The organism is Bradyrhizobium sp. in8p8 (assembly GCF_000426845.1).
In the GTDB taxonomy this organism is placed as follows: domain Bacteria; phylum Pseudomonadota; class Alphaproteobacteria; order Rhizobiales; family Xanthobacteraceae; genus Bradyrhizobium; species Bradyrhizobium japonicum_C.
The window spans coordinates 1-19,636 of the sequence record NZ_AUGD01000004.1 but is presented as its reverse complement, the minus strand read 5'-3'; the positions used below and the strand labels follow the sequence as shown (position 1 = coordinate 19,636).

At 64.1% G+C, this 19,636-nt stretch carries 17 protein-coding genes, 1 tRNA gene and 1 pseudogene; 6 read left to right on the top strand and 13 right to left on the bottom strand.

Going from position 1 to position 19,636, the window contains the following annotated elements:
- Positions 1-8 precede the first annotated feature (8 nt).
- Entirely contained in the window at positions 9-896 is an 888-nt protein-coding gene (locus tag K408_RS0112660; RefSeq protein WP_024339296.1) for a branched-chain amino acid aminotransferase, read from the bottom strand.
- A gap of 110 nt (positions 897-1,006) precedes the next feature.
- Between K408_RS0112660 and K408_RS0112655 the strand changes: the two genes are divergently transcribed.
- The gene (locus tag K408_RS0112655; protein WP_024339297.1) at positions 1,007-1,942 is read left to right on the top strand and encodes an alpha/beta hydrolase; all 936 of its coding nucleotides are present in this window, start codon (positions 1,007-1,009) and stop codon (positions 1,940-1,942) included.
- Between the two features lie 9 nt (positions 1,943-1,951).
- Here the strand turns inward: K408_RS0112655 and K408_RS0112650 are convergent, their stop codons facing one another.
- Positions 1,952-2,197, bottom strand: a complete 246-nt coding sequence (locus tag K408_RS0112650; protein ID WP_024339298.1) for a hypothetical protein — start codon at positions 2,195-2,197, stop codon at positions 1,952-1,954.
- Positions 2,198-2,407: 210 nt separating this feature from the next.
- On the opposite strand from K408_RS0112650, the gene K408_RS0112645 reads away from it, so the two are divergent.
- The gene (locus tag K408_RS0112645) at positions 2,408-3,277 is read left to right on the top strand and encodes a hypothetical protein (protein WP_024339299.1); all 870 of its coding nucleotides are present in this window, start codon (positions 2,408-2,410) and stop codon (positions 3,275-3,277) included.
- A 20-nt stretch (positions 3,278-3,297) separates the two neighbouring features.
- On the opposite strand, the gene K408_RS0112640 is transcribed toward K408_RS0112645, so the two are convergent.
- Complete coding sequence (locus K408_RS0112640) at positions 3,298-3,762, bottom strand: Lrp/AsnC family transcriptional regulator (RefSeq protein ID WP_024339300.1); 465 nt, start codon at positions 3,760-3,762, stop codon at positions 3,298-3,300.
- A 162-nt stretch (positions 3,763-3,924) separates the two neighbouring features.
- Between K408_RS0112640 and K408_RS0112635 the strand changes: the two genes are divergently transcribed.
- Positions 3,925-4,938 carry a 1-aminocyclopropane-1-carboxylate deaminase gene (locus tag K408_RS0112635; protein ID WP_024339301.1) on the top strand — a complete coding sequence of 338 codons (1,014 nt, stop codon included), beginning with the start codon at positions 3,925-3,927 and terminating at the stop codon, positions 4,936-4,938.
- A gap of 44 nt (positions 4,939-4,982) precedes the next feature.
- Here K408_RS0112635 and recQ read toward each other — a convergent pair whose 3' ends face one another.
- From recQ to K408_RS0112610, 5 genes are all read right to left on the bottom strand, one after another.
- Positions 4,983-6,848: a DNA helicase RecQ gene (gene recQ, locus K408_RS0112630; RefSeq protein WP_024339302.1), complete on the bottom strand. Its 1,866-nt coding sequence runs from the start codon at positions 6,846-6,848 to the stop codon at positions 4,983-4,985.
- A gap of 107 nt (positions 6,849-6,955) precedes the next feature.
- Positions 6,956-7,699, bottom strand: a complete 744-nt coding sequence (locus K408_RS0112625) for a polysaccharide deacetylase family protein (RefSeq protein ID WP_024339303.1) — start codon at positions 7,697-7,699, stop codon at positions 6,956-6,958.
- A gap of 106 nt (positions 7,700-7,805) precedes the next feature.
- Positions 7,806-8,804 (bottom strand): homoserine O-succinyltransferase MetA, encoded by a 999-nt coding sequence (gene metA, locus K408_RS0112620; RefSeq protein WP_024339304.1) that lies wholly within the window; start codon positions 8,802-8,804, stop codon positions 7,806-7,808.
- Positions 8,805-8,816: 12 nt separating this feature from the next.
- A complete protein-coding gene (locus K408_RS0112615) occupies positions 8,817-10,118 on the bottom strand; it encodes an O-acetylhomoserine aminocarboxypropyltransferase/cysteine synthase family protein (RefSeq protein ID WP_024339305.1) in 1,302 nt (433 codons plus the stop codon).
- Between the two features lie 268 nt (positions 10,119-10,386).
- Complete coding sequence (locus tag K408_RS0112610) at positions 10,387-11,958, bottom strand: amidase family protein (RefSeq protein ID WP_024339306.1); 1,572 nt, start codon at positions 11,956-11,958, stop codon at positions 10,387-10,389.
- A 455-nt stretch (positions 11,959-12,413) separates the two neighbouring features.
- On the opposite strand from K408_RS0112610, the gene K408_RS0112605 reads away from it, so the two are divergent.
- Together K408_RS0112605 and K408_RS0112600 are read left to right on the top strand one after the other, a co-directional pair.
- Complete coding sequence (locus K408_RS0112605; protein WP_024339307.1) at positions 12,414-13,091, top strand: nitroreductase; 678 nt, start codon at positions 12,414-12,416, stop codon at positions 13,089-13,091.
- 30 nt (positions 13,092-13,121) lie between these two features.
- Complete coding sequence (locus K408_RS0112600) at positions 13,122-14,240, top strand: L,D-transpeptidase family protein (RefSeq protein WP_024339308.1); 1,119 nt, start codon at positions 13,122-13,124, stop codon at positions 14,238-14,240.
- Between the two features lie 12 nt (positions 14,241-14,252).
- Here the strand turns inward: K408_RS0112600 and K408_RS0112595 are convergent.
- A tRNA-Ser gene (locus tag K408_RS0112595) sits at positions 14,253-14,342 on the bottom strand.
- A 195-nt stretch (positions 14,343-14,537) separates the two neighbouring features.
- Between K408_RS0112595 and K408_RS0112590 the strand changes: the two genes are divergently transcribed.
- Complete coding sequence (locus K408_RS0112590) at positions 14,538-14,879, top strand: hypothetical protein (RefSeq protein WP_024339309.1); 342 nt, start codon at positions 14,538-14,540, stop codon at positions 14,877-14,879.
- Positions 14,880-14,969: 90 nt separating this feature from the next.
- Here the strand turns inward: K408_RS0112590 and K408_RS0112585 are convergent, their stop codons facing one another.
- The 4 genes and pseudogenes from K408_RS0112585 to K408_RS37995 form a co-directional block, all read right to left on the bottom strand.
- The gene (locus K408_RS0112585) at positions 14,970-16,433 is read right to left on the bottom strand and encodes a trehalose-6-phosphate synthase (RefSeq protein WP_024339310.1); all 1,464 of its coding nucleotides are present in this window, start codon (positions 16,431-16,433) and stop codon (positions 14,970-14,972) included.
- A 243-nt stretch (positions 16,434-16,676) separates the two neighbouring features.
- Positions 16,677-17,495: a trehalose-phosphatase gene (gene otsB, locus K408_RS0112580; RefSeq protein WP_024339311.1), complete on the bottom strand. Its 819-nt coding sequence runs from the start codon at positions 17,493-17,495 to the stop codon at positions 16,677-16,679.
- 4 nt (positions 17,496-17,499) lie between these two features.
- Complete coding sequence (locus tag K408_RS0112575) at positions 17,500-18,987, bottom strand: MFS transporter (RefSeq protein WP_024339312.1); 1,488 nt, start codon at positions 18,985-18,987, stop codon at positions 17,500-17,502.
- 385 nt (positions 18,988-19,372) lie between these two features.
- Positions 19,373-19,636, bottom strand: a pseudogene (locus K408_RS37995) (methyl-accepting chemotaxis protein); the annotation flags it as partial.

Below are 19,636 nucleotides of genomic sequence, written 5' to 3'. Positions count from 1 at the left end.
AGCTCGCGTCAAGCCGCCTGCTTCATCGCATGCGCAAAGTCCCAATACAGTTTGCGCGCTCTCGCATAGAACGGCCCCGGCTTCAGTTCGCGCTCGTCGATGCGGATCACGGGCGCGACCTTGGCGAAATTGCCGGTGGAGAAGATCTCGTCGGCGGCCAGGAAATCGGCATAGCGCAGCGTCCTCTCGACCACGGTGATGCCGTCGCCGCGAAGCAGGCTGATGACGCGCTGGCGCGTGATGCCGTTGAGGAAGGTGCCGTTCGGCACCGGCGTAAACACCACGCCGTCCTTGGCCATGAACACGTTGGAATTGCCAAACTCGGCCACGTTGCCGAGCATGTCGAGCATCAACGCGTTCTGGAAGCCGCGGGAAGCAGCTTCCGCTAGCGCACGCGAATTGTTCGGGTAGAGGCAAGCCGCCTTTGCCTCGACCGGCGCGCATTCGGCGGTGGGCCTTCGGAACGGCGACAGCGTGATGGCGTTGCCCACGGGTTTTGGCATCGGCGCCTCGTAGATGCACAGGCACCAATTGGTGGTTTCGGGGTCGAACAGCACGCCGCCGCCCGAACCGTTCTGCGCCCAATACATCGGACGGATATAGAGCTCGGCATAAGGTCCAAAGCGCGCAATGCCCTCGCGCGCGAGCGTGAGCCAGGTGTCGGTATCGACCACCGGCTTGAGGCCGAAGTTGAGCGCAGACTGGTTGGCGCGGGCGATGTGGCGGTCGAGGTCGGGGGCGACACCCTCGAACGCGCGCGCGCCGTCGAACACGATCGATCCGAGCCAGGCCGCATGCGTCCGCGGGCCCATGATCGGCACATTGCCGTCGTGCCATTTACCCTCGAAGAAGGTCCAACTCGGCGAATATTCAATGGGTTTCTTGATTTCGGCCATGACCGGGCCTCCCCTGGAACCATCCGGGCACTATTGTCCCAATTTCTAAACGATTTGCTGCGGGGGCTTCGTGAGTTACCCTTTTCCCTCGTGAGAGAAAGGAGAGATCGATGCCGCTCGATCCACTCGCAAAGCGTTTGTTGACCATGATGGCGGCGGCCGGGCCGCAGGCGCGGAGCAGACCGAGCGTGGAGGCGCGGCGGCAATCGCTGGCAAAGCTGATGCAGTTCGCGCGCGCCGAGGCGCCGGATGTGGCGACCTCCGATGGCACGCTGACTGGCCACGCCACTGAACTGGCCTATCGCCTCTACACGCCGGCAAGCGCCGAGGAGCTCGCGCCGGGCTTCGTGTTCTTCCATGGCGGCGGGCTCGTCGCCGGCAGCATTGCCACGCACGACCGTATCGCGGCCGCGCTGGCGCATGCCACCGGTTGCCGCCTCGTATCGGTCGAGTACCGGCTCGCCCCGGAGCACAGATTTCCCGCCGCCGTCGATGACGCGATCGCCGCCACCGAATGGGTGGCGCGCGAGGCCGCATCTCTCGGCATCGACGCGGATCGTCTGGTGATCGGCGGCGATTCCGCCGGAGCTACGCTCGCGGCGATCGTGTGCCAGGAGGCGGCGCAGACCGCCGGCCTCTCCATCGCCGCGCAATGCCTCATCTGCCCGGTGCTGGATTTCGAGGAGACCTCGCCCTCACGCGAAGCCTTTGCCGAGGGGCACCTGATCGATCGCGCCACGATCGAAGCCGATCTTTCCGACTATCTGCCTGACGACATCGATACCGCAGATCCGCGCGTCTCCCCGTTGCGCGCAACGCGGCTCACCGGACTGCCGACCGCGATCATCCACACCGCCGAGTACGACCCGATGCGCGACGAAGGCAACGCCTATGCCCGCAAGCTGCTCGCCGCGGGCGTCGCCGTCGAGCATGTCTGCCACGACGGCATGGTTCACAATTTCCACGCCATGGGCGCGATCCTGCCGCAGGCACAACTCGTGTTGTCGCAGATCGGAGAACAGGTGCGGAGGGCTGTGAAGAGGTGAGCACGCGAATCACACGCGTGCATCGAGAACCGCCCTGGCCGCGACAACGTATTCAGGCCAATGCGCGTCCGCATAACGCTCCGCCTGCCGCGCGCAATTGATGTCGGGCGCATGCGCGGCGGCGATCATGCGCGCAAAGCGTTCTTCGGCAACCGTCACATCATCGGCCGCCGACGCCGGTGTGGCCGTCACGGCAGTCGGAGCGGCGATGAGCCCCGCCATTCCGGCGAGCAGGATGCGGCGCGACGTGTTCATGGCTTCGTCCTCCATGGTCCGGCCCGAGCTATAGCCGGCGAGAGTCGGTGCGATCACGGCAGGGTAGCCGCGCGCATCGATGCAGTCCATCGTGCGGATAGCCCTTGACCTCAGGAACGATCGCGTTCCATTTAGCGGGCCGCTCGGTAACCAGAGTTCCGCGCATCGGATTGTCAGGTGTCAAGTCACAACCCATCGCATCGTCCGGATTTGCGCGCTGTTGCGATGGGGCTGGCCTGTCTTGCCATCTCGGCGAGCGCCGCTTTCGGCGAGGCCGACGACGATGAAACGGCAAAGCCGGCTATTCCGAACATCTACCTCGATCTGCGCACGAACTATGCGAAAATCCCGTCGGTCACCCTCGGACTCGGATTCGGAAACACCTCGCTATCAGCCGCACTCCAGGCCCTGGCGGTGCGTCGCGGCGCAACGCTGCCGCACGGCTTGCCGGCCACGACAGCGATTGCCATCGACCTGCCGTTGACCGTCGACGTCAGCGACCGCGTCTCGCTGTATGGCGGCGTGTCGGGCTCTACCATTGATATCGGCCGCGGCTGGTCCTCCTTCGACATCACGAGCTGGAACATTGGCGTGCAGGCCGACCTGTACCAGCAGAATGGCGGAACGATTCCGACCATCACGCTGCAGTCGACGCTGACGCAATCGGTCCCGAACGAACAGGGTATGACGAATTCGTTCAACAACATCCTGGAGTTCGACTACGCGCTCGACGAGGACGAGACGCGGGGCTGGCTGGCCGGCACGCAATACACCACCACCGCCATTGCCAGCCCATTCGCCAACATCGGAACGAACACGATCCTCTATGCCGGCGGCTACTACCAATGGCCGAGCAACTGGAAGTTCACCGGGCGCCTCGGCGTGCAGTCCTTCGGTGGCGCACAGCTCGCGGGGCGGACGATCGCGGAGTCCTTCACCCAGCCGATCCTGCGGCTCGACCTCGATCGCATGGACGACAACGACAACCGGCTGTTCGGTATCACCGCGCTGATCGCGTGGGCGCCGAAGCCGTCCTACCAGCTGACGTTACGAACGCCGCTCTACGCCGTGCGCAATTAGGCATAGCGCAGGATAGCCGCTCAAAACTCCAGCGGCGCGTTGTCGACGACTTCCTTCATAACGAAGAAGGTGCGGGTCTGGCGCACGCCGGGCAGCGCGATGAGCTGCTCGCCGTGGATGCGGTTGAAATCCTCCATGTCGCCGACGCGGATCTTGAGGAAATAGTCGAAATCGCCGGCGACGAGATGGCAGTCGAGCACGCATCTCAGCTTGGTAATGGCCTGTTCGAAGGAGGCAAAGCTCTCCGGTGTCGAGCGGTCGAGCACGACGCCGACCATCACGAGCGTGCCTTTCGCCACCTTCTTCGGCGCGACCATGGCGCGCACGGCGGCAATGAAGCCGTCCTCGAACAGTCGCTGGGTACGGCGATGGCATGTGGCGGGGCTGATTGCGACCGTCTCCGCCAGCTCGGCGTTGCTGAGCCGGCCGTTATTCTGAAGCAATCTCAACATCTTGAGATCGATTCGATCGAGCCGGGACGACATGGAAGAAGCTTTCTTTCAATGACAGCTCTGCGGAAGAAATCCTAGCAAATGACGTCCTTCTCGCAAGATATAGTGCAGCATTGCCGCACTATTCGAAAGCACATTTGCCCCGGCCAATGCTAGCTGCGTCCCCAGACCATTTGCCAATCGGGATGACCAATGATGCTGGAAAAATTCGCGCGCTATCCGCTGACCTTCGGCCCGACGCCGATCGAGAAGCTGGAGCGGCTGTCAAAACATCTCGGCGGTAACGTCGAAATCTACGCCAAGCGCGAGGACTGCAATTCCGGTCTCGCCTATGGCGGCAACAAGCTCCGCAAGCTTGAATATATCATCCCCGATGCCATCGCCTCGAATGCCGACACGCTGGTCTCGATCGGCGGCGTGCAGTCCAACCACACCCGCATGATCGCCGCGGTCGCGGCCAAGATCGGCATGAAGTGCCGCCTCGTGCAGGAGGCCTGGGTGCCGCACGAGGACGCGGTCTATGACCGCGTCGGCAACATCATGCTCTCGCGCATCATGGGCGCGGACGTGCGCCTGGTCGACGAGGGCTTCGACATCGGCATCCGAAAGAGCTGGGAGCAGGCGATCGAGGAGGTGAAGGCAGCGGGCGGCAAGCCCTATGCGATTCCCGCCGGCGCCTCCGTGCACAAGTTTGGCGGCCTCGGCTATGTCGGCTTCGCCGAGGAGGTGCGCAAGCAGGAAGCCGAGCTGGGCTTCAAGTTCGACTACATCATCGTCTGCACCGTCACCGGCTCCACCCATGCCGGCATGCTGGTCGGTTTTGCGGCGGATGGCCGTGCCCGCAAGGTGATCGGCATCGACGCCTCCTTTACGCCCGCGCAGACCAAGGCGCAGGTGCTCGAGATCGCGCAGAACACCGCTCAGCTCGTCGAGCTCGGCAAGGAGATCGTCGCCGGCGACGTCGTGCTGATCGAGGACTATGCCTATCCCGCCTATGGCGTGCCGTCGGAGGAGACCAAGAATGCCATCCGCCTCACCGCGCGTCTCGAAGGCATGATCACCGACCCCGTCTACGAGGGCAAGTCGATGCAGGGCCTGATCGATCTTGCGAAGAAGGGCCATTTCGAGAAAGGCGCGAAGATCCTCTACGCCCATCTCGGCGGTGCGCCGGCGCTGAACGGGTATGCCTATGCGTTCAGGAATGGGTGAGGCATCAGAAGGGCGGCTCTCGCTCTTGTCTTCGTCATTTCCTCTTACCGCGTCCTGATGATCTGCAGCAGCTCGTCGCCGTAATGCTCGAGCTTCTTGTCGCCGATCCCCGGCACGGTGCGGAGTTCGTCCAGCGTCGTCGGCCAGGCCCGGACGATACCGTCGATGGTGGTATCGTGCAGCACCACGTAGGCCGGCACGCCGCGTTCGCGGGCGACGTCTGAACGCCACGACCGCAGGCGCGCACGCAGCTCGGGATCGACATCGCCTTGCGGCGCGCCGGCCGCAGGCGCGAGATCGCCGCGGCGGGATCTAGCGCGGCTCGAACGGGTGCGGGTGCCGGTCGCTTCCTCGCGCAGCCACACCTCCGTTTCACCGCGCAGCACCCCGCGCGAGGACTCCGTCAGTTTCAGCGCTCCGAACGCTTCGCTGTCGCTCTGCAAATGGCCCATCGCCACGAGCTGCCGCAGCACCGTGCGCCACTGCTTTTCGTTGAGCTCGCGGCCGATGCCGAACACCGACAGCTTGTCGTGACCGAACTGCGTGACCTTCTCGGTCAGGCGCCCGACCAGCACGTCGATCAGATGCATCGCGCCGAAACGCTGGCCGGTGCGATAGGCGCAGGACAGCAGCTTCTGCGCCAGCACCTTGCCGTCGCGCATCTTGGGCGGCGTCAGGCAATTGTCGCAATTGCCGCAGCTCTCGCCCATCGCGATCTCGCCGAAATAGGCGAGCAGCCGCCGGCGCCGGCAATGCGGCGTCTCGGCAAGGCCGACCAGCGCATCGAGCTTGCCGATCGAGACCCGCTTGAACTCATCGGAGGCGCTGGACTCGTCGATCATGCGGCGCTGCTGCACGATGTCCGAGAGGCCATAGGCCATCCAGGCCGTCGACGGCTTGCCGTCGCGGCCCGCTCGCCCCGTCTCCTGGTAATAGGCCTCGATGCTCTTGGGCAGGTCGAGATGGGCAACGAAGCGCACGTCGGGCTTGTCGATGCCCATGCCGAACGCCACGGTCGCGACGATGACGATGCCGTCCTCGTTGAGGAAGCGGTCCTGGTTGCGCGATCGCACGCTGCCGTCGAGGCCGGCATGATAGGGCAGCGCCGCAATGCCGGCCTCCTGAAGCGCGGCGGCGACCTCCTCGACGCGGTTGCGTGACAGACAATAGACCACGCCGGCATCGCCGGCGTGGCGCTCGCGGATCAATTCCTTGAGCTGCGACACCGGGCTGCGCTTGTCCACGATCTCGTAGCGGATGTTGGGCCGGTCGAAGCTCGAGACGAATTGCGGCGCGCCGGTCAGATGAAGCCGTTCGACGATCTCCTTGCGGGTCAGCTCGTCGGCGGTCGCGGTCAGCGCGATGCGCGGCACGTCGGGAAACCGATCGGCGATGATGGAGAGCCCCACATACTCGGGACGGAAATCATGGCCCCATTGCGAGACGCAATGCGCCTCGTCGATCGCAAACAGCGCCACCTTCGCCTGCGCCAGCAGCGACAGGCAGCGCGGCGTGACCAGCCGTTCCGGCGCGACATAGAGCAGGTCGAGATCACCCGCGAGCAGGCGCCGCTCGATATCGGACGCCTCCTGCGGCGTCAGCGACGAGTTCAGGGCGGCGGCATTGACGCCGGCATCGATCAGCCCGGCGACCTGGTCGCGCATCAAGGCGATCAAGGGCGACACCACGATGCCGCAGCCTTCGCGCAGCAGTGAAGGGAGTTGATAGCACAGCGACTTGCCGCCGCCGGTCGGCATCAACACGAGGCAATTGCCGCCCTGGGTGACGTGACGGATGATCTCGCCCTGCGCGCCGCGGAAGTCCGGCAGGCCGAACACCGAATGCAGCACCGACAGCGCGTCGCGGCCGTTGGCCGGTACAGGGACGGTAGCGGTGGAGGGAGCGGACATGGGCGCGCTGGGAACAAGGCCGTGAGATTCGTCACGAGGCCAGTCGCATGCTGGCGGCGGCATGGCAAGTCTATCTTCCCGCCGCGCCAGGGGCGAGAGGCGGGAAGCTAGGCTCCGATCCGCCGCAACGCTTCTGCGACCGTGACGATCGGCATGTTGCGCTTGCCGGCTGCCGCCAGCGCATGCCGCATCAGGTCGGGCGTGCAGCCATAGGGGCTCGGCCGATCGGTGACGTCGTGGCCGTAGAAGATGAGCCAGCCGCCGCTTGCGACCGCCTCGTCGAAATAGCGATCAACTCCTGCCTTGTCGATCTCGCAATCGATCAAGGGCGAAGCACGCAGGAACTGGAGGTCGATGACATCGCTGTTGACGCCGGGAAGAATGCCACGCGCGGAACGGAAGGCCTTTGTGAGTTGCGGCTTGCGCCAGATCGAGGCGACCCCATAGGGATAGGCGAAGTTCTCCAGTGTGATCGAGGAATCGATGCCGCGGAAATAGGAGCGGTTCCGTTCGATCTCGCGAGCCATCGCGCCCTCGTCGAGAGTGGCGGAGTTCCGGTGCGAGTAGGTATGGCAGGCAATCTCGTGACCGGCGCGGTGGAGCCGCACGATCGCGTCATTCGACAAGCCGTGCCAATGCTCCGACGGCTGATCGATCAGACTGCCGGCGAGATAGAACGTCCCGCGGCCGCCATGCTTCTCCAGAAGCTCGGCGCCCTCGCTTGCCGCGCTATCGGGAGCATCGTCGAAGGTAAAGCTCACCATAGGCGCATGCGCGGGCAGTCGGTGCGGCGCGGCTCGGAAATGCCGAGCCAGCCGATTACTCACGCGTCCCTGGAGTGCCGACCACACGCTGCGTTTCCCGTGATTTCCCTGTTGGCGCTACTGAAACATTCGTGCGCTGGTTGCGGCAAGCCTAACGCTTGGGTAATCCTAACGCGGCACCAAGACGCCTACGCTAGCGTACCGCCGCAGACGCATCGGCGGCCGCGCCGAGATAGCGCAACCAGTTGCGGAATAGCACCGCCGCGGCGCTGCCAGCGCCGATATCGGCGCGCAAGTTCAGCCTGGGCAGCTCGTTGCTGAGCGCCGGATGGCGCTGATGTGCCGCCTTCTTCTCGAAGCGAGCCAGCTTCTCTTCCGTCGCTGCGTCAAAATAGCTCATCGGCAGGCGTGGATAGTTGTCGCGCTCGCGCGCGAGATAGCGGCCGATGTCGCGCAGATATTCTCGCTGGAGCGACAGCGCGTCGTATTCCGGATGGCCCTGGAAGAATACGAAGCGGCTGGCATATTGGCGGATGAAGACGTCGACGCCGGCTTGGGCCGAACGTGTCAGCACTTGATAACCGGCCTGCTCGAGGTCGCTCTCGGCGATCTCGTTCAGGCGGGAATGCGAGACCTTGAAAGGCGCGGGCGCGGCACGTGTCAGCGAGTCGGCCGTTACGACGTCGCAATCGAAAACGCCGTGACATTTGGCCGGCAACCGCCGCCGTTCGATGCCATCGAGGTGCAGCACCGCCGCATGGGCGGCAAGGCACGACCAGATCGTCGATCGCGTATTGATCTTCGCCCAGTCGATGAGGTTCGTGAGGTCGCGCCAGTAAGGCTCCTGATCGAGCTCGGGCGCGATCGGCTCTGCACCGGTCACGATCAACCCATCGAATTTGCCGCGCTCGAGATCGGAGAGGTCGGAGTACTCGCTCTCGATATGCCACTTCGCTTCCGGCGAGCGCTGTACGCTGGGAAGCGAGAAGCAGTAAAAGCGGATACGGCGCGGGCCTGCTGCGGCTTGGAGCAGCTTCATGAACTGGCGCTCGGTGGCCTTCAGCGCCGGATCCGGCATGTTGTTGACGAGCCCGATGGTGAGTTCGTCGCCGGCCTCGCGCGCGAGATCGTGCTCGGCCGGCACCAGCGCCGGGCCGGCGATGACTTGATCCTTGTCGATCAAGATCGTCATGGGCAGCGCCGCCTACTCCGCGGCCTCGAGACGGGCCGGCGAGCAGGCCCTTTCCAGCGCCTGGTCGATGTCCTCGATGATGTCCGAGACATGCTCGATGCCGATCGACAAACGGATGGTCTCCGGCAGCACGCCAGCGGCGCGCTGCTGCTCCGCCGACATTTGCCGGTGCGTGGTCGAAGCCGGATGACAGGCCAGCGACTTGGCGTCGCCGATATTGACGAGGCGAGTGATCAGCTTCAGTGCATCGTAGAAGGACTTGCCGGCTTCCATGCCGCCCTTGATGCCGAAGGTGAACAGGGAGGAGGCGTTGCCGTTCAGGTATTTCTGCACCAGCGGATAGTAAGGACTGTCAGGGAAACCGCTGTAATTGACCCAGGCGACACGAGGATCGCCGCGCAGGAATTCAGCAACCTTGCGCGCATTCTCGACGTGGCGCTCCATGCGCAACGCGACGGTCTCGATGCCCTGCAGCAGCAGGAAGGCATTGAACGGCGACAGCACCGAGCCCATGGTGCGCTGATAGACGCTGCGCGCGCGCTCGATATAGGCGGTGCGGCCGAAGCGCTCGGCATAGACGAGGCCGTGATAGGAGGCATCCGGCTTGTTGTAGGCCGGGAAGCGCTCGGCATATTTGGCCCAGGGGAAATTCCCGGAATCGACGATGGCGCCACCCAGCGTGGTGCCGTGGCCGCCCAGGAACTTGGTCAGCGAGTGCACGGCGATGTCGGCGCCGTAGTCGAACGGCTTGAGCAAGATCGGGGTTGCGACAGTGTTGTCGACGATCAGCGGCACGCCGTGCGCATGCGCGATCTTTGCCAGTGCTTCGATGTCGCAGACATTCCCGGCGGGATTGCCGATTGTCTCGGCGAAGACGGCGCGGGTGTTCTCGTCGATCAGCCTCGCCATCGCATCCGGCTTGTCGCTCTCGGCGAAGCGGCCGGTGATCCCCTGGCGCGGCAGGATGTGCGAGAGCAGCGTGTGCGTGGTGCCGTAGAGCTGCGGCACTGAAACGATGTTGCCGCCGTGATCGGCGACGTTGACGAAGGCGAAATGCAGCGCCGCCTGACCGGTCGCGACCGCGAGCGCGCCGACGCCGCCTTCGAGTTGGGCGATGCGCTTCTCCAGCACCGCGCTGGTCGGATTGGCGATACGGCTGTAGCGAAAGCCTTCGGTCTCGAGATTGAACAGGGCGGCGCCGTGATCGGCGCTGTCGAAGGCATAGGCCGCGGTCTGGTAGATCGGCACGGCCACCGCATGCGTGGTGGCTTCGGGCTCGTAGCCGGCGTGAATAGCAATCGTCTCGTTGCGCATTATGCCACCTCCGCGTGGGGCGGGCCGCACTTATTAGCCTGTATGAGGCATGTGCGTTGTCCGCCGCTCCTCTGTTAGAGGCGGGTGGTAAAGCGGACAATAATTCGCCTAGAGATCGAGGAAGTAACCCTAATGCTTGCCAGGGAATTGGCCGGCATTCGGGTTAATGCGGATTAACAAATTGCTGCGTCCTGCCGCGGCGGTTGCGTGCCTCTGCCCTCTCCCGGCTTGGAGAAGGCAGATCGACGCGGCATCAGGGAAGGTGCACCTACGACATTTGCTCCCACAGCTGGCGGGCGAGCACGCCGGCGCGTTTCTCGATCGCGGCCGCGGCATCGAGCGCGAGATCCTCGCGATAGCGTCCGGCAATCAGCTGCACGCCGATCGGCTTGCCGTCGTGCAGCGCCACCGGCACGACCGCGCCCGGGAGCCCCAGCACATTGATGGCGGAGATGAAGCGGATCTCGCCCCAGAAGATCTCGCGCACGCGCTCGGCGCTGATGGTGTCGTCACGCGGGCCTGGCGTCGGCTTCACCGTGGTCGGCGCCAGCACGACCGGATACTCCTCGAAGAACAACTGCCAGGCGCGGATATGGCCGTTGCGCGCGGCGGTCGCCTGCATCCAGCCCTTGAGATCGAGCACATTGGCCTTGGCCTTCATGCCGCCCCAGGCCTTGTGAAAATCCTCGGACGTGACCTTCAGCATGCCGGCTTCCTGCATCACCACGGTCTCGTTGGTGATGATGTCGCACCAGGTCTGCCAGACACCGTTGATGTCGGGCACCTCGACCTCGCTGACGCGATAGCCAGACCGCTCGAGATGGTCGGCGGCCTGGCGCAGCGCGGCGGAGACAGACGGATCAACGTCCATGTCCTCGGGGATTTTGGCCAGCGCGACCTTGATCGGTCCTTTCGGCCGTTCGCCGACCAGCGGTGCCGGCACCCACCAGGGGTCGCGCGGATCGCGCTGGCTCATGACCTCCAGCGCGAGGCGAACGTCGGCGACGTGGCGGGCGAGCGGCCCCTGCGCCGACATCAGATGTGCCAGCATCGGCCGCTCGGCCGTTGCGCTCTCGTTGAATGCGGGGATGCGGCCCTGCGTGGGCTTGATGGTGGCGACGCCGTTGCAATGCGCCGGCCAGCGCAGCGAGCCCCCGATGTCGTTGCCGTGGGCGATGGTGCCGATGCCGGCGGCGACCGCCGAGCCCGCTCCGCCCGAGGAGCCGCCGCAGGTGATGTCCGGATCCCAGGGATTCAGCGTCAACCCGTGCAGGGGATTGTCGGTGAAGCCCCGGAAGGAGAATTCCGGCGTGTTGGTCAGGCCGATGACGATCGCACCGGCCTTCTTCAGGTTGCGGACAACAGGCGCGTCGGAGGGGGCGATCAGGCCCTTGTTGGCCGGCACGCCGTTGAAGTTGGGCCGACCCTGGAAATCGACGTTTTCCTTGATCGTGATCGGCACGCCGTGCAGAAGGCCGAGATCGCCGCCCTTGGCACGCTGCTTGTCGGCCGCATGGGCCGCGGCAAGCGCCTCTTCCGAGAGATCGACGACGACGGCGTTCAGCTTCGGATTGACCGCGCGCATCCGTTCGAGATGGGCCTCGACCGTCGCGACCGCAGAGATGGCGCCGGAGCGGATGGCCGCGGCGGTCTCCACCGCCGACCATTGCCAGGCCGGTCCCTTGGGAAGACGCGGTGCGGCGGACCTGCGCGGCGCGGACTTCCTTGCCGGCTTCGCGACGGCACTCTTGCGGCCGGAGTTCGCCTTCTTCGCGGTCTTCGCCGCCTTCTTCGACGCACTCTTCTTCTTAGAAGCCTTCTTAGTCGCCGTCTTCGCCACGCCAGCATCTCCTTGAAATTGCGCAGCGGAGGTTACGGAGGAGATGCGGCCCTGTACAGGTGCGTTTCTGCATGGCGCATTGATAGAAGGTCTGCCACCCCGCGCCCGCGCGTTCATCGATTTCATCGCGGAGCCAGCGCGGGTAACCGATCCGACGCTAAAGCGAGCGGGGGATGGGAAGTGGAGGTCCTACGGTGAGGCGCGATGAAGTAGAGAGTGTCAGTCAATCCAGAATGTGAGATCAAAGGCAGCGTGGACCGGAATTTGACACGTTGGGCAAATCAGAGGCCCAATTTGCTTCTACCGAAACTCGCAGAATGACGGCGTGCGCGAGATTGACGCGACCATGTTCTGCGTGGCTGGATCCTTAATGACACCCGTCGTCGCTTGCGCGAGGGTGCCGAAACCACGAAAATCGCAAGCGCTCAGAACTTGTCAGGGGGGACTCCACACAAATGCAGTTTGATGACGTCATTCTCGGTCGCCGAAGCATCCGCGGCTACAAGTCCGATCCGGTCCCCAAGGAGCTGATTGCGGAGATCATTGGTTTGGCGATGCGCGCTCCATCATCGATGAACACCCAGCCCTGGAATTTCTATGTCATTACTGGCGAACCGCTGGATCGAATCCGCGCCGGCAACACCGAACGGATGCTGGCAGGCATCCCACAGTCGCGCGAGTTCCGCACGGGCCAGGCTTTTTCGGGCAAGCACCGCGACAGGCAGGTCGGCGTCGCCAAGCAATTATTCTCAGCAATGGGAATCGAGCGCGACAATATGGAGAAGCGCCAGGACTGGGTGCTGCGCGGCTTTCGCCAGTTCGACGCGCCCGTCTGCGTGATCATCACCTATGACCGCATGCTTGATGGTAGCGACGATACGCCCTTCGACTGCGGCGCCGTGGCGACGGCCCTGGTCAATGCCGCGTGGTCTCGCGGGCTCGGCGCCGTGATCAACAGCCAGGGCATCATGCAATCCCCCGTGGTGCGCGAGCACGCGGGCATAGCCGACGATCAGATCATCATGAAAAGCATTGCTCTTGGCTGGCCGGATGAAACTTTTCCTGCGAACGCAGTGGTGTCGGAGCGCAAGTCCGTTGAGGAAGCGACGGTCTTCGTTGGGTTTGAGACGTAGCGGCGCACGGTCGGAAAGGCTGGAGGCACAGTGGTGATCCGCGCCATGGTCCGACCTATCCTTGCGCTGGCGGCGGCTCTTGCCACTGCCTTGGCGCCTGTCATTTGTCTCGGCGAAAGCAGCAAGCCCTTGCCGGCCAAGGCAACGAGAGAACTACCCGCTGAGCTGCTCGCGCTGCTTGAGCAGAAGAAGATGCCGAAATATTCACCTATCGTCGTACGTATTTTCAAGGAGGAGGCCGAGCTCGAGGTCTGGAAACAGGACGCGACCGGCCGCTTCCAGATTCTCAAGACCTATCCGATCTGTCGGTGGTCGGGAGATCTCGGGCCGAAGCTGTACGAAGGCGACCGACAGGCTCCGGAAGGGTTCTATACGATTACACCTGAGTTGATGAATCCCAACTCTAACTTCTACCTTTCGATCAACCTGGGCTACCCCAACGCATTCGACAAGGCGCACAAGCGCAACGGCAGCTTCCTCATGATCCACGGCGACTGCTGGTCGAGCGGTTGCTATGCCATGACCGACGAACAGATCAGCGAAATCTATTCGTTGGCGCGCGACTCATTCCTCGGCGGCCGCCCGTCGTTCCAGGTCCAGGCCTATCCGTTCCGCCTGACGCCGGCAAATCTGGCGCGGCATCGAAACAGTCCCAACCTGACCTTCTGGAAAATGCTCAAGGTCGGCAACGATCATTTCGAGACGACGCGTCTCGAACCCAAGGTGGATGTATGCGACCGCCGTTATGTATTCGATGCGCAACCACCTCCAAGTTCGCGGCACCCTCTCGCATTCAGCGCAAACGAAAAATGCCCGCCCTTCGTCGTCAATCCCGAAATCGCGCGAGCGGCGTGGCAAAAGCAGCACGCCGACGAACGCGCATACGCGCAATTGGTCGAAGACAATGTGCCGGCGGCCCCGATCTACAGCGGACTCGACGGCGGCATGAACAAGGCTTTCCATGCGCGGTTTCCCGGCCGAGTAACGCTTGCGAAAGTGATGCCGTATGCGTCCTACCTGCCGCAGCTCCCACCGATCCCGTGGACCGACCGTGACGGCTCATTGACGAGCAAATGGTTTGGGAGTTCGTTCGCCGGGTCGGTCGTGTGTGATGCGGCTGCTGGCGGCTCGCCGTCGGGCCGCTGCTGAACAACAACGTGGTGGCGGAGAGAGTGGGATTCGAACCCACGGTACGGTTTCCCGCACACACGCTTTCCAAGCGTGCGCCTTAAGCCACTCGGCCATCTCTCCGGAGCGCCCTCTCTTGAAGGGGCGCCGATGATTTTGCAAGGGATCGCGGGGCAAATCGGGTTATTTTCCGCAACTTGTTGTTTTTTAAAGACAATGCCCAGCGCTACATGCACCTTGGCCCGCTTGCCGGCTGAACCTGAGGCGGGTTCGGCGCGACGATTCACGGGAAGCCCACCAGACCCGACCGAGCACATCATGCCCGTCAGCAAGACCATGGCCGCCCTGGGCCTGATTTTGACCCTCGGCTCCGTCCTCGCAGTACCCGCCGCCGCACAGGTCTGCAGCCGGCAAGGCGCCGACGTCAGCTGTGACGACGGCCGGCGCGGGATGCTCTCGGGCGATGCCATCCTCTGGCCGGATGGCACGCGCTCGAGCTCGACGCCGCATCAGAGCGTGATCATCGGCAACAAGAGCTCCGTGCATGTGGGCCCCGGCGTGTTCGTCGGCCAGGGCAAGGGCGTGGTGCCGCTGGACAATCCGAATGCGCCGAACAAGCGGCAATGCGCGATTCTGGATGGCGTATCGTATTGCTATTGAAGGCGGGCGCTATGGCTGTTTGTCGTCATGCCCGTGGCAGATGGCCGGGTCGAGCCCGGCCACGAGGGGTCGATAGACCCGAGAATAATCTCAGATCAACCGCACGCCAGAGATTGCCGACTTCAGCCAACGCAGCGCCTGCGGCGGTTGGGCTGCGAGCGGGGCAACGGCAGCCTTCTCGGTCCGGCACTTCTCGAGCTTGGCGACGAAATCGGCGGACCATTGCTGGATCGTGTGGCAACGCAGCTTCTTCATCATCGCGTCCCAGCGCATCTTGCGCTCGGTCAACGGCATGGATGCGGCGACCGCGATCGCGCGGGCCATGCCGTCGATGTCGTGCGGGTTGACCAGCAGTGCGGCGTCGAGCTCGTTGGCCGCGCCCGCGAACTTCGACAGTACCAGTACGCCGGGATCGGCCGGGTTCTGGGCGGCAACATACTCCTTGGCGACGAGATTCATGCCGTCGTGCAGGGGCGTCACCACGCCGATCTGCGCGGTGCGGTACAGACCCGCGAGCACGGCCTGGCTGAAGCCCTTGTTCAGATAGCGGATCGGCGTCCAGTCGACCTCGCCATGGCGGCCGTTGACGTCCGAGACGAGGCGGGCGACCTCGTTCTGGAGATTGCCATAGGCCTCGATGCCGCCGCGCGAGGGATTGGCGATCTGGAGCAGCGAGATGCCCCGCGCAAACTGCGGATGCTCGGTCCAGAGCCGGTCGAAAGCACTGATTCGGTTGAGGAGGCCCTTTGAATAGTCGAGCCGGTCGACGCCGATCGCGAGGCGCTCGCCATTGAGGCTGCGGCGCAGGCGCGATACGTCGGGATGGGAGGCCGACTTCGCGGCGTAGGCCGCAAACTTCTCCGCATCGATGCCGATCGGAAACACTTCGCAGCGGGTGCGCCCCTGCTGCGAGATCGCGACGCCGTCCTCGATCGCGAGGCCGAGCTCGCCGCCGACATAGCCGAGGAAGTTCTGGCGATCCTCCTCGGTCTGGAAGCCGAGCAGATCGTAGGCCAGCATCGCCGTGACCAGCTCGCGATGGTTCGGCACGCCCTGCATCACGGTGGTAACGGGCCACGGCGTATGCAGGAAGAAGCCGATCGGGTCATCAACGCCGAGGTCGCGCAGCTCGGCGCCGAGCGCGAGGAAATGGTAATCCTGCACCCAGAACGCAGTCTGTGGCTTGCGGAAACGCATCAAGGCCCTCGCCATGAAGGCGTTGACCTCGCGATAGCTGACATAATCGTCCCGCGAGACACGGATCAGATCGCTGCGGGAGTGCAGCGCCGGCCACAGCGCCGAATTGGCGAAGCCTTCGTAATAACCGCCGTAATGTGCCGCCGGCAAATCCAGCGTCGCGATTGCGCCCGTCCCGAGCGCCTCGATTTCGGCGAAAGGTTCTTTCTGGTGTCCATCCCGCACGCGCCCGGAGGAGCCCACCCAGATCGCACCCGAATGTTCCACAACTGGAAGCAAGGCTGCTGCAAGGCCGCCCGTCATGGGCTCGTTCGGCTTGCCGCGGGCGACGCGGTTTGAAACGACAACTAAGTTCACAGGTCGTCCCCTCCTGTTCATTCCACCCCGTTTAACTGCCGTTCATCAATATGGTTCCTGATCATCGTTTCAACCAATTGAAACCAAAATCAGGCGGGCGCGTTGGAACTGGTTTCGCTCGCGGAACCCACCCGATTCGCTTGGAAAAGCATCCCTTCGGGTCTCTCCCGCAGCACGCATGGCGCCGCGCGACGGCGCCGTGCTCGAAGACCTTTGTGTCTGCGGCGTGGCGCAGCCTTCATTTCACCTTGGATCGAGCAGGCGCGCGAGGAACGCACGGACGTCGGCTGGCGCATCGAAGTGACCGTTCACGCCCATGGCGCGGCGACCGACCGAGAACGCGAGCCCATCCATGTCGGGCATGATCGCGAACACGGTCTCGTCCGTGACATCATCGCCGATGAAGATCGGGCGACGTCCCTTGAAAGGCTCGTGCTTCATCAGCTCGCATACCCCGGTTGCCTTCGTGAAACCGGAATGCTTGATCTCGCAGACGAACTTGCCAGGCAGCACCTCGATCGGCGCATTGGGCAACTCTGCGCGGACCAGCGAAACGGCTTCGTAGATCGCCTTTTCCGCATGCGGCGCGAGGCGGTAATGCAGCGCCAGCGAATAGCCCTTGTCCTCGAGCAGAATGCCCGGACTGAGCTTGGCAAGCGCCGCGAGCCGCCGCTTCAGCTCCTTGTCCAACGGCGGCGCGTGCACGGCCTCCGCTTCATTGTCCGCCGACAGCCGCATCTCGGCGCCGTGACCGGCCACGGCGCGGAACACGTCGGGCGCAAAGATCAGGTCGATGTCGTTGAGGGAGCGACCGCTGACCAGCGCCAGCGCGCCGGAGGTGCGCTCGGTCAGATGCTTCAGCGTTTCCGACAGGCCCGGCGGCACCCATACCTCGCGCGGCGTCGGCATCAGATCGAGCAGCGTGCCGTCAATGTCGAGCAAAATGGCAAGTTCATCGAGATGCGGGACGAGCGCATGCGGCACCGGCACCGCATCCGGTGCATCCCCGTCCAGTATGGTGCGCTTCTGGTCCATCGCCATGTCCGCAAGTTCCGATTTCATCAGTCTACTCCATAAAGGCGAGCGGACGCGCGATCTGTTCGAGCGATTTGCGCTCCGCCGCCACGGCATAGCGCCCCGCCACGATCGCTGCCACGATCATCAGGGCCGCCCCCAGCAGATAGCCGGCGAACACGCTGTTGCGCGACCCCGTGTCGATCAGCGCACCGAACAGTGCCGGTCCGATCACGCCGCCGATGCCGGTGCCGACCGCATAGAACACCGCGATCGCCAGCGCACGCACCTCGAGGGGGAAGGTCTCGCTGACGGTGAGATAGGCCGCACTCGCGGCGGGTGAGGCGAAGAAGAAGATTACCATCCAGGCAATCGTCTGTCCCTGCGCGCTCAGCACACCAATCGAGAACAGATAGCCCGACAGCGCCAGCAACAGGCCCGACGCGCCATAGGTGAACATGATCATGGTGCGGCGGCCGAGCGTATCGAACAGGCGGCCGAGCAAGAGAGGCCCGAGGAAATTGCCGGCAGCGAAGGGCAGCAGGTACCAGCCTACGTGATCGGAGCGGATGCCGTAGAAATCGGTCAGCACCAGCGCGAAGGTGAAGAAGATGGCGTTGTAGAAGAACGCCTGTGCGCTCATCAGCACGAGGCCAACCAGCGCACGCTGACGATAGAGCGAGAACAGCGTGTGGAGAACCTCTGCAATCGGCGTGTGGTCACGCATCCTCAGCCGAATCTTGGTGAAGCGCCCGCCGCTCGTATCCTGATTGTGCCCGATCACCGAACGCTCGATGTCGCCGACGATGGCATGGGCCTCGTCGGGTCGTCCATGAATCATCAGCCAGCGCGGACTTTCCGGGATCCACATTCGCATCAGGAGCACGACAAGGCCGAGGGCCGCGCCGATGAGATAGGCGAGTCGCCAGCCGAGGTCGGGATCGATCACGGCGGGATCAAGCAGCACGATGGCGGCGACCGCGCCCATCGCGGCGCCGATCCAGAAGCTGCCGTTGATGACGAGATCCGTCCAGCCGCGATAGCGAGCCGGCACCAGCTCCTGGATGGTCGAGTTGATCGCGGTATACTCGCCGCCGATGCCCGCGCCGGTGAGGAATCGGAACAGCGCGTAGCTCGCGACATCCCATGACAGGGCCGTCGCGGCCGTCGCCGACAGGTAGAGCGCGAGCGTGATGAAGAACAATTTCTTGCGGCCGATGCGATCGGTGAGCCAGCCGAAGCCGAGAGCGCCTAGCACGGCGCCGGCGAGATAGGCGGAGTTCGCGATACCGAGATCGAGATTGGAGAAATGCAGCGAGTTGCTCTGCTTCAGCGCGCCGGAGAGCGCACCGGCCAATGTCACCTCAAGTCCGTCGAGTATCCAGGTAATGCCGAGCGCGAGCACGACGCGGGTGTGGAAACCGCTCCACGGCAGCGCATCGAGCCGCGAGGGAATGCTGGTCTCCACGATACGGTCGGCCGCCGTCGCCGCCGGGACTACGGGTGCATAGTTCAGCGCTGGACTTTGCTGCAATTCCATCGGTTGTTGCGTCTGATCAATGGAAGCAGCCCCGTCCCAGGTGACGTGGACGGGGTCGATCCGATCATGGGAGTGCGGCATTCTGCCTGCCACCTGCGACAACGCCTGCGAAGTGGCCGGGTTCCCGCGGGAAGGCCCGTCGACACCGCTCGATGCGATGGAGCCGCAAGGGCTCGATGCATGGCTCACGTCAGAAAGACGACACATTCACGGAAGACAGGCGCCCGGATCGGCGCTGTCGATGCTGACGTTCTGCAGGTGGCCCGAATCCCTGCCAAGCCCAATCCTGTGGGTATGAACCACTAATCCAAGCGCGCCGGAGAGCGCGCTTGCCCGGGGACGACAGCGGAGGGTGGTGCGATGGCGGTGAGCCTATCGCACGCCCCTACGCGGCCCTGATCGTCGCCATGAAGCGGTCGAGCTCGGCGCGCAGGCGGGTGCTCTCGCTCGACAGGGTCTTGGCCGAATTGAGCACCTCTTCCGAGGCAGATCCGGTCTCGGCGGCACCGCGGTTGACCTCGCCGATGTCAGTAGCCGCAGTCTGGGTGCCCTGCGCGACCGTCTGGACGCTGCGGGCGATCTCCTGCGTCGCCGCGCCCTGCTGCTCGACCGCGCTCGCGATCGACGTCGAGATCGACGAGATCTGGCC